Source organism: Sphingopyxis sp. 113P3, assembly GCF_001278035.1.
In the GTDB taxonomy this organism is placed as follows: domain Bacteria; phylum Pseudomonadota; class Alphaproteobacteria; order Sphingomonadales; family Sphingomonadaceae; genus Sphingopyxis.
The window spans coordinates 1,994,884-2,007,827 of sequence record NZ_CP009452.1; the positions used below are offsets into that span (position 1 = coordinate 1,994,884).

The 12,944-nt window shown below is 66.4% G+C and carries 12 protein-coding genes; 2 read left to right on the top strand and 10 right to left on the bottom strand.

The window, feature by feature from the left end:
- Positions 1–85: 85 nt before the first annotated feature.
- The 10 genes from LH20_RS09670 to LH20_RS09715 form a co-directional block, all read right to left on the bottom strand.
- A complete protein-coding gene (locus LH20_RS09670) occupies positions 86–1,372 on the bottom strand; it encodes a citrate synthase (RefSeq protein WP_053554014.1) in 1,287 nt (428 codons plus the stop codon).
- Positions 1,373–1,409: 37 nt separating this feature from the next.
- Positions 1,410–2,840 carry a glutamate--tRNA ligase gene (gene gltX, locus LH20_RS09675; RefSeq protein WP_053556209.1) on the bottom strand — a complete coding sequence of 477 codons (1,431 nt, stop codon included), beginning with the start codon at positions 2,838–2,840 and terminating at the stop codon, positions 1,410–1,412.
- A gap of 213 nt (positions 2,841–3,053) precedes the next feature.
- A complete protein-coding gene (lexA, locus tag LH20_RS09680) occupies positions 3,054–3,731 on the bottom strand; it encodes a transcriptional repressor LexA (RefSeq protein ID WP_053554015.1) in 678 nt (225 codons plus the stop codon).
- A gap of 65 nt (positions 3,732–3,796) precedes the next feature.
- Complete coding sequence (locus tag LH20_RS09685; RefSeq protein WP_053554016.1) at positions 3,797–4,987, bottom strand: molybdopterin molybdotransferase MoeA; 1,191 nt, start codon at positions 4,985–4,987, stop codon at positions 3,797–3,799.
- Positions 4,984–5,457 (bottom strand): cyclic pyranopterin monophosphate synthase MoaC, encoded by a 474-nt coding sequence (gene moaC, locus LH20_RS09690; RefSeq protein WP_053554017.1) that lies wholly within the window; start codon positions 5,455–5,457, stop codon positions 4,984–4,986. Before moaC ends, LH20_RS09685 begins: the two co-directional genes overlap by 4 nt.
- Positions 5,458–5,532: 75 nt before the next feature.
- The gene (gene trpC / locus LH20_RS09695) at positions 5,533–6,318 is read right to left on the bottom strand and encodes an indole-3-glycerol phosphate synthase TrpC (protein ID WP_053554018.1); all 786 of its coding nucleotides are present in this window, start codon (positions 6,316–6,318) and stop codon (positions 5,533–5,535) included.
- A complete protein-coding gene (gene trpD / locus LH20_RS09700) occupies positions 6,315–7,313 on the bottom strand; it encodes an anthranilate phosphoribosyltransferase (RefSeq protein ID WP_053554019.1) in 999 nt (332 codons plus the stop codon). Before trpD ends, trpC begins: the two co-directional genes overlap by 4 nt.
- The gene (locus LH20_RS09705) at positions 7,310–7,900 is read right to left on the bottom strand and encodes an anthranilate synthase component II (RefSeq protein ID WP_053554020.1); all 591 of its coding nucleotides are present in this window, start codon (positions 7,898–7,900) and stop codon (positions 7,310–7,312) included. The genes trpD and LH20_RS09705 overlap by 4 nt, the downstream gene beginning before the upstream one ends.
- Positions 7,901–7,906: 6 nt before the next feature.
- On the bottom strand, positions 7,907–9,430 hold the full coding sequence (trpE, locus tag LH20_RS09710) for an anthranilate synthase component I (protein WP_053554021.1): 1,524 nt from the start codon (positions 9,428–9,430) through the stop codon (positions 7,907–7,909).
- 8 nt (positions 9,431–9,438) lie between these two features.
- On the bottom strand, positions 9,439–11,382 hold the full coding sequence (locus LH20_RS09715) for a peptidylprolyl isomerase (RefSeq protein ID WP_053554022.1): 1,944 nt from the start codon (positions 11,380–11,382) through the stop codon (positions 9,439–9,441).
- Between the two features lie 161 nt (positions 11,383–11,543).
- Here LH20_RS09715 and tpiA point away from each other — a divergent pair, with 161 nt between their 5' ends.
- Together tpiA and secG are read left to right on the top strand one after the other, a co-directional pair.
- Complete coding sequence (gene tpiA, locus LH20_RS09720) at positions 11,544–12,287, top strand: triose-phosphate isomerase (protein WP_053554023.1); 744 nt, start codon at positions 11,544–11,546, stop codon at positions 12,285–12,287.
- A gap of 154 nt (positions 12,288–12,441) precedes the next feature.
- Entirely contained in the window at positions 12,442–12,864 is a 423-nt protein-coding gene (gene secG / locus LH20_RS09725; protein ID WP_053554024.1) for a preprotein translocase subunit SecG, read from the top strand.
- The last annotated feature ends 80 nt before the right edge of the window (positions 12,865–12,944 follow it).

Sequence of the window (12,944 nt, forward strand, 5' to 3'; positions counted from 1 at the left end):
CTGCTCCTGAACGGCTCATCCCGAAAAGAAAGGGCCGCGCCTCGGCGCAGCCCTACTCTCTTTCGCATTTGCGGGGGCTTCGCGCTCAGCGCTTCTCCACCGGTACATAGCTGCGCTGCGCCGGGCCCGTGTAAAGCTGGCGCGGGCGGCCGATCTTCTGCGCCGGGTCGGAAATCATCTCGTTCCACTGCGCGACCCAGCCGACGGTGCGGGCGAGCGCGAAGAGGACGGTGAACATCGTCGTCGGGAAGCCGATCGCCGACAAGATGACGCCCGAATAGAAGTCGACGTTCGGGAACAGCTTCTTCTCGATGAAATAATCATCATTGAGGGCCATTTCCTCAAGCTGCAGGGCCACGTCGAACATGGGATCATTGACCTTGAGCGCGGCGAACACCTCGCGCACCGTCTTCTGCATCACGGTCGCGCGCGGGTCGTAATTCTTGTAGACGCGGTGGCCGAAGCCCATCAGGCGGAAGGGATCGTCCTTGTCCTTCGCCCGCGCGATATATTCGGGGATGCGCTCGGGCCGCCCGATCTCGCGCAGCATGTTGAGCGCGGCTTCATTGGCGCCGCCGTGCGCCGGACCCCACAGGCAGGCGATGCCCGCCGCGATGCAGGCAAAGGGATTGGCGCCCGAGGAACCGGCAAGGCGGACCGTCGACGTCGACGCATTCTGCTCATGGTCGGCGTGGAGGATGAAGATGCGGTCGAGGGCGCGCACGACGGCGGGGTCGACCTGATATTCCTCGGCGGGGACGCCGAAGGTCATGCGCAGGAAATTATGCGTATAGCCAAGGTCGTTGCGCGGATAGACGAACGGCTGGCCGACCGAATATTTATACGCCATCGCCGCAATCGTGGGCATTTTCGCGATGAGTCGGTGGCTGGCGATCATGCGCTGGTGCGGATCGTTGATATCGGTCGAGTCGTGATAGAAGGCGCTCAGCGCACCGACAACGCCGCAGAGGATCGCCATCGGGTGCGCGTCGCGGCGGAAGCCGCGGTAGAAGGTCGCGAGCTGCTCGTGGACCATCGTGTGGCGGGTGATGGTGTTGTCGAACCGGGTCAGCTCGTCCGCGCTCGGCAGTTCGCCGTTGAGCAGCAGATAGGCGACTTCCATGAAGCTTGAATGCTCGGCGAGTTCGCCAATCGGGTAGCCGCGGTGGAGCAGCACGCCCTCGTCGCCGTCGATGTAGGTCAGCTTCGACTCGCAACTCGCGGTCGAGGTGAAGCCGGGATCATAGGTGAAGGCGCCGGTCTGACCATAGAATTTGCGGATGTCGACAACATCGGGGCCTACGGTTCCCGACAAAATCGGGCTCTCGATGCTCGTGTCACCCAGGGTGATTTTGGCGGTCGGTTCGGTCATGTTTCTTCCCCTGTGTGGAGGGCCAAAGGCAATGTGGCTACGCCCCTGCCGGAAAATTGTGCGCTGCGTCAAGTCGCGCCAGACTGGCGTCGCGGCCGAGCAGCAGCAACACGTCGAAAATTCCCGGCGACACGGCGCGGCCGGTCAGCGCGGCGCGCAGCGGCTGGGCAAGCTTGCCGAGCCCCAGCTCTGCAGTTTCGGCGGTCTCGCGAACCGCCGCTTCGATGCTCTCGCTGGTCCAGTCGGTGAGACCCCTGAGCCGCTCGGTCACATCCAAAAGGAGGCCCTCGGGCGCATCGCGCAGCAGCTGGGCGGCCTTCTCGTCCATCTCCAGTTGATCAGGCAGAAAGAGGAAGACGGCGCCCTCGGCGATTTCGCCGAGCGTCTTCGCGCGCGGCTTGAGCGCGCCCATCGCGCGGGTGAGGAGCGCGCGGTCCGCATCGTCAAGCGGCCGTCCGACCAGCGCTTCGACGCGCGGCGCAACGAGGCCGGCGAGCCGCGAATCGTCCGCTTCGCGAATATAATGCCCGTTCAGATTCTCGAGCTTCTTGAAGTCGAAGCGCGAGGGCGAACGGCCGACATTGGCGAGGTCGAACCATTCGATCGCCTGCTCGCGGCTGATGATCTCGTGATCACCATGCCCCCATCCGAGCCGCAACAGGTAATTGTTCACGGCCTCGGGAAGATAGCCCATCTCGTCCCGGTAGGCATCGACGCCGAGCGCGCCGTGGCGCTTCGACAGCTTCGCACCATCGGCGCCGTGGATCAGCGGGACATGCGCGTAGACGGGCTCGCGCCAGTTCATCGCGCGGATGAGCGCCGATTGGCGGAACGCATTATTGAGATGATCATCGCCCCGAATGATGTGCGTCACCCCCATGTCATTGTCGTCGACGACGACGCTCAGCATATAGGTCGGCGTTCCGTCCGAACGGAGCAGGATGAAGTCGTCGAGCTCGGCATTCTGCACCGTCACCTCGCCCTGGACGCGGTCGTGGATGGTCGCCGAGCCCTCCTGGGGAGCGCGCAGGCGGATGACGTGCGGCGCTTGAGGGTCGCCGTCATCCCGATCCCGCCACGGACTGCGCACCCGGAAGGGTACGCGCCTTTCCTGCGCCTCGGCGCGCATGGCGGCAAGCTCGTCCTGCGTCAGGTAGCAGCGATAGGCCTCACCCCGCGCCAGCAGGTCGTGCGCGACCTCGGCGTGCCGGCCCGCGCGCGCAAATTGATAGACCGCCTCGCCATCCCAATCGAGATCGAGCCACTTCATGCCGTCGAGAATCGCGTCGATCGCGGCCTCGGTCGAACGCACCCGGTCGGTGTCTTCGATCCGCAACAGGAATTTGCCGCCGTGGTGGCGCGCAAACAGCCAGTTGAAAAGCGCGGTACGCGCGCCGCCGATGTGCAGGAAGCCGGTGGGCGAGGGGGCGAAGCGGGTCACCACGGCACTGCCGGTCGCTTCGGTCAAATCAGTCTGGTCTGGGGTTGCCACCACGAAGTCTTTCACTCGTTTTTGCCGTCGCCGGCGGGGGCCGGGACGGATCGGGGGTGCCCCTAGCATGGCGACATGGCCGCTTCAAACGCCCATTCGCGTCAGCGCCGCCCCGTCGGTGCGGCGGGCCAAATTCCCATGGGACGCCCGCGCTACGCCGCGCACATTGGCGGCGGCGGAGGCTCGAGGTCAGTGGTAGCGGCGAAGCAACCCGGAAAGTCGCCCTTGAACCATGACGCGCTCGGCCTCGTAGCGCTGCGGCTCGTAAGCGCTGTTCGCCGGGTCGAGGCGGATCATGCGGCCCTCGCGGCGGAAATATTTGAGCGTCGCGTCCTGCCCGTCGACCAGCGCGACGACAATGTCGCCTTCGCGGGCGGTGCTGGCTTTCTGGATCAGCGCATAATCGCCGTCGAGAATACCCGCCTCGATCATGGAGTCGCCCGAAACTTCAAGCGCATAATGCTCGCCCGAACCCAGGAGCGCGGCCGGAACCGAAAGCTGGTTGTGATCTTCGAAGGCCTCGATCGGCACGCCCGCGGCGATACGGCCGTGAAGCGGAACCTCGATGATGTCGTTCGCAGCGATCGGCCGCGCCGCTGCAGGCTTGCGCAGCGGCAGCACATTATGGTCGCTCGGCGCCTTCGCCCTTGCAGCTTCGGGAAGCTTCAAGACCTCCAGCGCGCGCGCACGGTTCGGGAGGCGACGCAGGAATCCTCTTTCTTCAAGAGCGCTTATCAAGCGATGTATGCCCGATTTCGACTTGAGGCCCAGTGCCTCCTTCATCTCTTCGAACGAGGGCGAAATGCCGCTGGCGTCGAGCCTTTGCTGGATGAAGTGGAGCAGTTCGTGCTGCTTAGCGGTCAACATCACTCGATCTCCATAAGTGGCTCGCCGGACATAAGGAGAACGATAGTGGAACAGAGCGGAACTTGTCAAGCAATCGCGATATAGTCAGCGCTTTCGAGCGGCGCGCGCGCGGGCGCGCGCGGCTCGCGGATCACGAGCGCATTGGCGGCGGCGAGCGGAACGGTCTGGCCGCTGTCCTGCGAGGCAAAGGGGGTGAGGCCGTCTGCATCGAGACGGGCGCGCAAATAGTCTCGCCGCTCGCCACCCGCCGCGAGCGGCGCTGCGAGCGGCGCCTGGCGGACGAGCGGGAGCGGCGCGCGCGCGCCCGCGAGATGGCGGACGAGAGGGAGGAGGAACAGCGTTGCGGTGACGAACGCGGAAGCGGGATTGCCCGGCAGGCCGAGCAGAGCGGCCGTGCCGATCGTCCCGGCGACGAGCGGCTTGCCAGGTCGCATCGCGACCTTCCAGAAATCGACCGACCCTCCCGCGCCGGCGAGCGCGCCTTGGATATGGTCATGATCGCCCACCGAGGCCCCCCCGATCGTGACGATGACGTCATGATGTCGCGCAAGATCGCGCAGGACATTCGCGATCAGCGTGCGATCGTCGGGTGCATGAAGGGGCAGGCCCACCTCGGCCGCCTCTTCCTTAAGCATCGCGGCGAGCATCGCACCATTGCTGTCGGGTATCTGGCCCACGCCAAGCGGATGACCCGGCGGGACGAGTTCGTCGCCGGTGGTCAGAATTGCAACGCGGGGGCGGCGGCCTACCGCTGCCGCAGGCGCGCCTGCCATGATCGCGGCCGCGATCGCGCCGGGCGTAAGCCGCGCCCCAGCGGCAAGCAGGCACGTCCCCGCGGCAAAGTCGCCAGCGCGCGCGCGCACATGTTTTCCGCGCGCCGCCGGGCCTTCGCCGGTCAGCACCAGGGCCGCGCCTGCTTCCGCGACATCCTCTTGTACCACCACCGTATCGGCGCCGGGGGGAAGCATTGCACCGGTAAAGATACGCATTGCCTCGCGCGCACCGATCGCGCGCGACGGCATCGCGCCCGCAGCCACCTCGCCCGTGATCGACCATGGCCCTGGAAGATCCTCGAAGCGTATTGCATAGCCGTCCATCGCCGATAGCGCGGCGGCGGGTTGATCGCGCAGCGCTGTGACATCTTTTGAAAGAAAACGGCCAACCGCATCGGTAAAGGGGATATTCTCGGGTGCAAGCGGTGCGGCGAGCGCCAAGATGCGTGCCTGCGCTTCCTCGACGCTCAAGAGCAGCTTCATTCGGCGCGCCAGTCGCCTGAGCGGCCGCCGCTCTTCTCCAAGAGACGGATGCCCTCCAGCACCATGGCCCGGTCGAGGGCCTTTGCCATATCGTAAAGCGTGAGAAGCGCGACCGAGGCGGCGGTCAGGGCCTCCATCTCCACCCCCGTGGGACCGGTTGTCGCGGCACTCGCGCGAACCAGGATGCCGCCGTCTTCCCAGGCAAAGTCCACCGTCACCTTGGTAAGCGCGAGCGGGTGACACAGGGGAATAAGATCCGCGGTGCGCTTTGCCGCCATGATCCCGGCGATCCGTGCGGCGGAAAGCACGTCCCCTTTGGGCATGTTCCCGGCGCGAATCGCCGCAAGCGCCGCCGCCGCCATGCGGATCCGCCCTTCCGCAATCGCAAGCCGCTCAGTCGCCGGCTTGGCGCCAACGTCCACCATATGCGCTGCGCCCGTTTCGTCGAGGTGAGTCGGTTTGTCTTTCATCGCGGTAAGCGAAGCAACGCAGGGCAGAAAAGGCAAGGGGGGGAGCGGTGAGGGGCAGGGGGCAAGGCCCGAGCCTCATCCCTCAAGCAATGCCTTGGTCGCGGCGGTGACGTCGCTCTGGCGCATCAGACTTTCTCCCACGAGGAAGGCATGGACGCCGTTTGCCGCGAGCCGCGCGCAATCGGCGTGCGTTGCAATGCCGCTCTCGCCGACGAGGAGAGTCCCTGCCGGTACCAGCTTTGCGAGGCGCTCGGTGACGGCAAGGTCGGTCTCGAAGGTGCGTAGGTCACGGTTGTTGACCCCGATCAGGCGCGATTCGAGCCGGGTAAGTGCGCGCTCGAGTTCGGCCTCGTCGTGAACCTCGACGAGAACGTCCATGCCGCGTTCGCGGGCGGCCGCCTCGATCTCGCGCATCGCGCCGTCGTCGAGCGCGGCGACGATGATCAAGATCGCGTCGGCGCCGATCGAGCGCGCTTCGGCGACCTGCCAGGGGTCGATCATGAAATCCTTGCGCAGCACCGGGAGGCTGCACGCCGTGCGCGCGGCGATCAGATACTCCTCATGCCCTTGAAAATAGGGCGCATCGGTCAGAACCGAAAGACACGCCGCGCCGCCTGCTTCATAGGAGCGTGCATGCTCGGCAGGGTTGAAATCTTCGCGGATCAACCCTTTGGACGGCGAAGCCTTCTTGATCTCTGCAATGAGACCGAGGCCGCCCGCGGCGATTCTTGCCTCGAGCGCTGCGGCAAAACCGCGCACAGCGCCGCCGTCGACGGCGTCGAGCGCGGCGATGGACCGCGACTTGCGCCGCTCGGCGACTTCGACCGCTTTGGTCGCGAGAATTTCGGTCAGTCTGTTCATTTATAGGCGATCCAGCAGTTGAGCAGCGCGTTGGCGAGCCCTTTGTCGATCGCCTCGGCGGCTTCCTCGACCCCGTCCACAAGGGTTTCCGCGTGGCCTGCGACGACGAGGGCTTCGGCTGCATTGTAAAGGACCGCGTCGCGGTAGGCGCTGTGCTCGCCCATCAAAAGCGCGCGGAGCGCCTTCGCATTATAAGCTGCATCGCCGCCGCGAATGGCCGAAATGGGGTGCGTTGGCAGGCCCGCATCGGCGGACGTGCTGCGCTGCATCCGCACCCCTTCTGCGGTGATGACCGCGACTTCATTGCCGCCCGCCAGCGACAGTTCGTCGAGCCCTTCGTCGCCCGAGATCACGCGCGAATGATCGGTGCCAAGCTGGTGGATCGCCTCGGCATAGACGGGCACATAGGCAGGGCGCGCAATGCCGATGAGCTGACGCCGGACGCGGGCCGGATTGGCGAGCGGCCCCATGAGGTTGAAAATGGTGCGGCGGCCGAGCGCCTTGCGGATCGGCATGATGCGCTTCATCGCCGGGTGATGGTGCGCAGCGAAGAGGAAGCAGATGCCCAGATCGGCAAGCTGCGCCGCCGCTGTCTCGCTCGCGCGCGTGAGGTCGAGGCCGAGCGCTTCCAACGTATCGGCGGCGCCCGCCTTCGAAGACGCGGCCCGGTTGCCGTGCTTGGCGACGGGGACCTCGCACGCCGCCACCACGATCGACACGGCTGTCGAGACGTTGAGCGTATGATGACCGTCGCCGCCGGTGCCGCAAACGTCGATCGCGCCTTCGGGGGCATCGACCGGGATCATCCGCTCGCGCATCGCCTGCGCGGCCGCGGCGATCTCGACCATCGTTTCGCCGCGGTCCGAGAGGGCCGCAAGGAAGGCGGCCACCTCTTCATCCTCGCCGCCTCCGTCGAGCATCGTCTCGAAAGCATGCGCTGCCTCGTCGGGACCGAGAAGCGCGCCGGGGTCGGGGAAGGGGCCGAAGCGGCTCATGCCGCCCGCCGCTCGGCGACCGGCAATCCGGCGATCCGGAGGAAATTGGCGAGCATTGCGTGGCCGTGTTCGGTTGCGATGCTTTCCGGGTGGAACTGGACGCCGTGGATCGGCAGCTCGACATGGCGAAAGCCCATGACCGCGCCGTCGTCGCTGGTTGCGTTGATGGCGAGAACGGGCGGAATCTCGACGACTTCAAGACTGTGATAGCGCGTCGCGGTGAGCGGCGAGGGAAGATTGGCGAAAAGCCCGGTCCCGTCGTGGCAGACGGGCGAGGTCTTGCCGTGCATCAAATGGCCGCGCTGGACGATGCCTCCGAAATGCTGGCCGATCGCCTGATGTCCGAGGCAAACGCCGAGCAGCGGCGTCTTTGCCTCGGCGCAGGCTGCGACAAGCTCGAGACTGATTCCGGCCTCGTTGGGCGTGCACGGGCCTGGCGAGATGAGAATCGCGTCCGCACCGCTCGCCATGGCTTCGGCAGCGCTCAGCGCGTCATTGCGCTCGACCCGAACTTCAGCGCCGAGCTCGACCAGATAGTGGACGAGGTTGAACGTGAAGCTGTCGTAATTGTCGATGACGAGGATCATGATGCCCTACTGCCCGTAACCTGGGGTGCCCGCAAGCCGCACCGCCTCGCGCGCAGCGGCGAAGAGCGCTCCCGCCTTGGCCTCGCACTCGCGCTGTTCATATGCAGGGTCGCTGTCGGCGACGATGCCCGCGCCCGCCTGGACGTGCATTTCGCCGTCCTTGACGATCGCCGTGCGCAGCACGATGCAGCTGTCCATATTGCCGTCGGGCGCGAAATAGCCGACGCCGCCCGCATAGGGCCCGCGCGCGTCGGCTTCGAGCTCGGCGATGATCTGGCACGCACGGACCTTGGGCGCGCCGCTGACCGTCCCCGCCGGGAACCCCGCAAACAGCGCGTCGATCGCGTCCTTGTCGGGTGCGAGGCGCCCGATGACGTTCGACACGATATGCATGACGTGGCTGTAAAATTCGACCGTATAGCTGTCGGTGACGGTGACGCTCCCCCCTTCGGCGGCGCGGCCGACATCGTTGCGGCCAAGATCGAGCAGCATCAGATGCTCGGCGCGTTCCTTGGGATCGGCGAGCAGGCTTTCGCGGTTCTCGGCATCCTCGGCGCTGGTCCGGCCCCGGGGGCGGGTGCCCGCGATGGGCCGGATAGTGATCTCGCCGTCGCGCACGCGAACGAGAATCTCGGGCGACGAGCCGATCAGTGCGAAACCGGGAAGGTCGAGGAAATAGAGAAAAGGGGAGGGATTGATGCGGCGCAGTGCGCGATAAAGATCGAACGGCGGAAGGTCGAACGGCGTCGAAAAACGCTGCGAGAGCACAACCTGAAAAATGTCGCCTGCCGCAATATAGTCCTTCGCGGTGCGGACCATTTCGGCAAAGCGCTCGGGCGTGGTCGCGGCGTTGCGGACGATCGCGTCCGGCTCAGCGTCCGTGGTCGCACGCTGGGTCTGCGCGCTCTGGCTTGCAAGCCGCGCGGCGATGCCGTCGAGCCGGTCCTGCGCTGCGTCGATCACCCGGTCGATTGGCGCGCCTGCATCGGGCCAGATCGGTGCGATGAGGAACAATTCGTCGGCGAGGCGGTCGAACACGAGGATCGTCGTCGGGCGTACGAAGATCATGTCGGGAAGTTCAAGCCCCGCGCCGGGGGCGCGCGGCACGCGTTCCTCGACGAGGCCGATGGTCTCATAGGCGAAGAAGCCGACGAGCGTCGCGAGCGCCTTGGGCAGTCCGGCGGGCACGTCGAAGCGGCATTCGGCGACGAGGTCCCGCAGCGCCTCGAGCGCGGGGCCCGCCACGGGCACGAACGCAGCCTTGTCATGGCGCCAGTCGCGATTGATCCGCGCGGCGTTGCCATCAACCTCGAAAATCAGGTCGGGATCGAGGCCGAGAAGGCTGTAGCGACCGCGCGTCTCACCGCTTTCGACCGATTCGAGCACCCAGTCTCCGCGCCCCGCCTCGATCAGCTTGAGCGCCGCCGACACCGGCGTCTCGACGTCGGCGATCAGGCGCTGCCAGACCACCGCGCCACGTCCCTGCGCCAGCGCCTCGAGCGCGGCGGCCCTGCCTTCGAGCGCCGTCATCCCGGGGGCTACTGCGCCGGCGCCGTGCCGGTCAGCTCCTTGCGCAGCTGCTCGAGCAGGTCCTTGTTGATCTTCACGCCGGCGCGGCGCTTCGCCTCGGCGACGAGCTGGCCGACCAGTTCGTTGCCGAACGCCGGGCCGAGCGGCTGCGCAATCGCAGCGACGCGCGCGGGGTCGATATCCTTGGGGTTCGGCCGGTCGACCTCTCCGAGGGCGATGACCATCCACCCCCGATTGCCGGGGAGTTCAAGCGTCTTCACACTGCCTTGTGCCATCGAGAAAAGAAGCGCGAGCTCGGGCGGCACCGGCTGGCCATTCTGGCCGAGTTCGGCGCGGCTGCCGCCGATCGTCTGGACCGAGCCGACGTTCGGACCCGCTTCGCGCGCCGCGGTCGCAAGGTCCTTGCCGCCTTCAACGGCTTTCACGATCGCGCGCGCCTTGTCGCGCGCCACTTTCTGACCCTCCGCAAGGCGCCAGTCGGCAAGAAGGCCAGCGCGAATTTCCGCGAAGGGGGGCGGGGCGGCCGCGACGATCGATTTCACCGCGAAGACCGCAAACTTTTCGTTCTCGGTAATCGTCGCGAGCTGGCCTTCGCCCTCCGCGCTCGCCTGAAAGGCCTGTGAGATCATCGGTGCCAACTCGGGAGGAAGCGCAAAATCAGGTTGCGTCGGCGCACGGCCGGTGGGGAGCAGCGCGGGCGTCTCGACGAGCTGGAGCTTGCGGTCGCTTGCAACCTCCTCGATCGCGGCGCCCCCGTTCACAGCGTCCTGGATGGCGTTATAATAGTCGACGATCGCCTCGTTCGCCTTGTTCTTGGCAAGTTCTTCGCGAATTTCGGCGCTCGCATCAGCAACAGTGCGTGCGGGCTTGACAGTAATATTCTCGACGCGTGCCACGGCCCAGCCGAGTTCGGTCTGCGTCGGGCCGAGAAGCTCGCCTTGCTTGGCGGCAAAGCCGGCCTTGGCTGCAGCTGCGCTCGTTGTGGCCGCATAAGCGGACTGCGTAAGGTCTCCCGTGGTCGCGGCGGACAGCCCTGCCGCCTGCGCCGCTGCGGCAAGGGAGGCACCGCTGCGCACCTTGGCTGCGATCGCATTTGCTGTGGCCTCGTCGGGCGCGATCACCTGCGCGAAACGGCGCGTCTCGCTCGCGGCGTAACGCGCGGCGTTGGCCTTGTAGACATCGGCGACCTCGGCGTCGGTCACCGCGGGCACCGGCACGGCGCTGCGGTCGAATAGTGCATATTGAATCACGCGGCGCTCGGGGACCGTATAGCGCGAGAGGTTCTGCGAGAGATATTTGCGCAGCACCGCATCGCCCGGATCGGTGGTGGGCGCAAAGGGGCTCGCGGGGACGAAAGTTGCCGACCCGCGCCGCTTTTCGAGCAGCAGCGCGGCATAGGGCTGTGCCATCGCCGCGGACACCCGGGGCATCCTGCCGATCGGTTCGGCGATCTGTTCAAGAAGCACCTGCTGAGCCACATCGCCGCGCAGCTGCGCCTCGCTGATCCCGTTCTGGCGCAAAAATGCCTGATAAGCCCCCTGATCGAAGCGGCCCGACACGCCAGCGAAGATCGGCAGATCGGCAATGCGCCCGTCGATGAGGCGCTTGCTGACACCAAAACCCATCTTCTTCGCAAGCTGCTCGAAGGCCGCGCCTTCGATGAGCTGGTCGAGCACCTGGTCGAGCCCGCCCGATTCGACGAACGCCGCCTTGGTGAGCCCCGGCTGCTGCTGGCGCGCCTGGTTATAGGCGAGATTCACGCGGTCGCGCAGCTCGCCGACTCCGATGTCGGTGTCGCCCACCTCGGCAACCGTAGCACCGCCAAGCCCGCCAAAGGTCGAGTTGCCGGTGACGTCGCTCAATGCAAAGGCGACGCCCACCAGGACAACGAAGGCGAGTGCGAGAAACTTGCCGATCGCGGAAGAGAAGAGGTTGCGGATCGCGGTGATCATCGGGCGGGCAATCTTTCGAGTGGGCGCCAAAGGCGCGGTTGGGCGCTGCTTTAGAGCCTGAGTAGCGCAGATGGAAGCCTTGTCATTGCCCGGCTTGCCTAGCGCCACCGCGCCCGGCTAGGGGCCTGAGCATCGGAAACAAACGGTGATGGAGCGGAGCGATGGCACGGCGCAAATATGTGGTCGGCAACTGGAAGATGAACGGTCTGCGCGCGGGGCTGGGCGAGGCCGAGGCCATTTTTGCTGCGGCCAGGGACCACGCGCCCGTTGATGTTGCGCTCTGTCCTCCTTTTACGCTGATCGGTGCGATGGCGGCGTTGGGCGGCACGGTCGGTGGGCAGGACTGCCATGCGCAAAGCGCGGGGGCCTTTACCGGCTCCGTCGCGGCGCCGATGCTTGCCGATGCCGGTGCGAGCCTCGTCATCGTCGGACACAGCGAGCGGCGCGACGGGTTTGGCGAAACCAACGCCGACGTGAAGGCGAAAGCCGAGGCAGCGCTCGCTGCGGGTCTCGCCGTCATCCTGTGCGTTGGCGAATCCCGCGCCGTGCGCGATTCGGGCGGCGCGATCGATCATGTGCTGAAGCAGATACGCGAATCCTTGCCCGACGATTTCGAGAGGGCAGCCCTTGCCATCGCCTATGAGCCCATCTGGGCGATCGGCACCGGGCTCGTTCCGACAATCGAGGATGTCGCTGCGATGCATGGCTCGATCCGCGCGGCGCTCTCCGAACGGATCGGCGCCGGGGCGGCCGAGGTGCGTCTCCTGTATGGTGGCTCGGTCACAGGCGATAATGCCGCCGACCTCCTTGGCGCGGGCGACGTCGACGGCGCGCTGGTCGGAGGGGCGAGCCTGAGCGCCGCGAAATTCGTGCCGATCATCGAAGCGGCGGCCGGCCTCTCCTGACGCCGCGCCTCCGCCCAGGCAGCGCGCGCCGGGATCGCAAGGCCGCGGGGCGGCGCGAACGGTCAGCTATGGCTTGAAGCTGCGCCGCTTCGTCTCTATGTGCGCGTGCAACCATGGCCTGCGTGCGGCTATTCACGTTTTTCGGGAAATTTCGATGTCCAGCCTCTTTACCTTCCTGCTCGTCGTTCAGGCCGTCGTCGCGGCCGCGATGATCGGCGTCATCCTGATGCAGAAGTCGGAAGGCGGCGGATTGGGGGTCGGGGGCAGCCCGGCGGGCCTGCTTTCGGCGCGCGGCGCTGCGGATTTCCTGACCCGCGCGACAACGGTTCTCGCCTGTCTTTTTGTGGGCCTGTCGATTCTTCTCGCCGCGATGGCGTCGGTCGGGCGCAGCGGCACGACGCTCGACACCTCGCTGTCGAAGAGCGCGCAGCAGTCAAGTGCGCCCCAGGTACCACTGAGCCAGGCGCCCGCGGCGCCTGCCGCACCGGCGGCGACCAACGACCCGCTGGCGGCCGCGGCCGCTGCGGCGAGCCAACCGACCGAGACGCCTGCTCAAAACGATCCTGCCAAGAAATAACCGCTCGCTTTCCCTGCGTCGCGGTCCCCTCGCGCGGCGGAATTTTTTCCGCCGCATGTGATTCGACGGCTTGCGCCGTC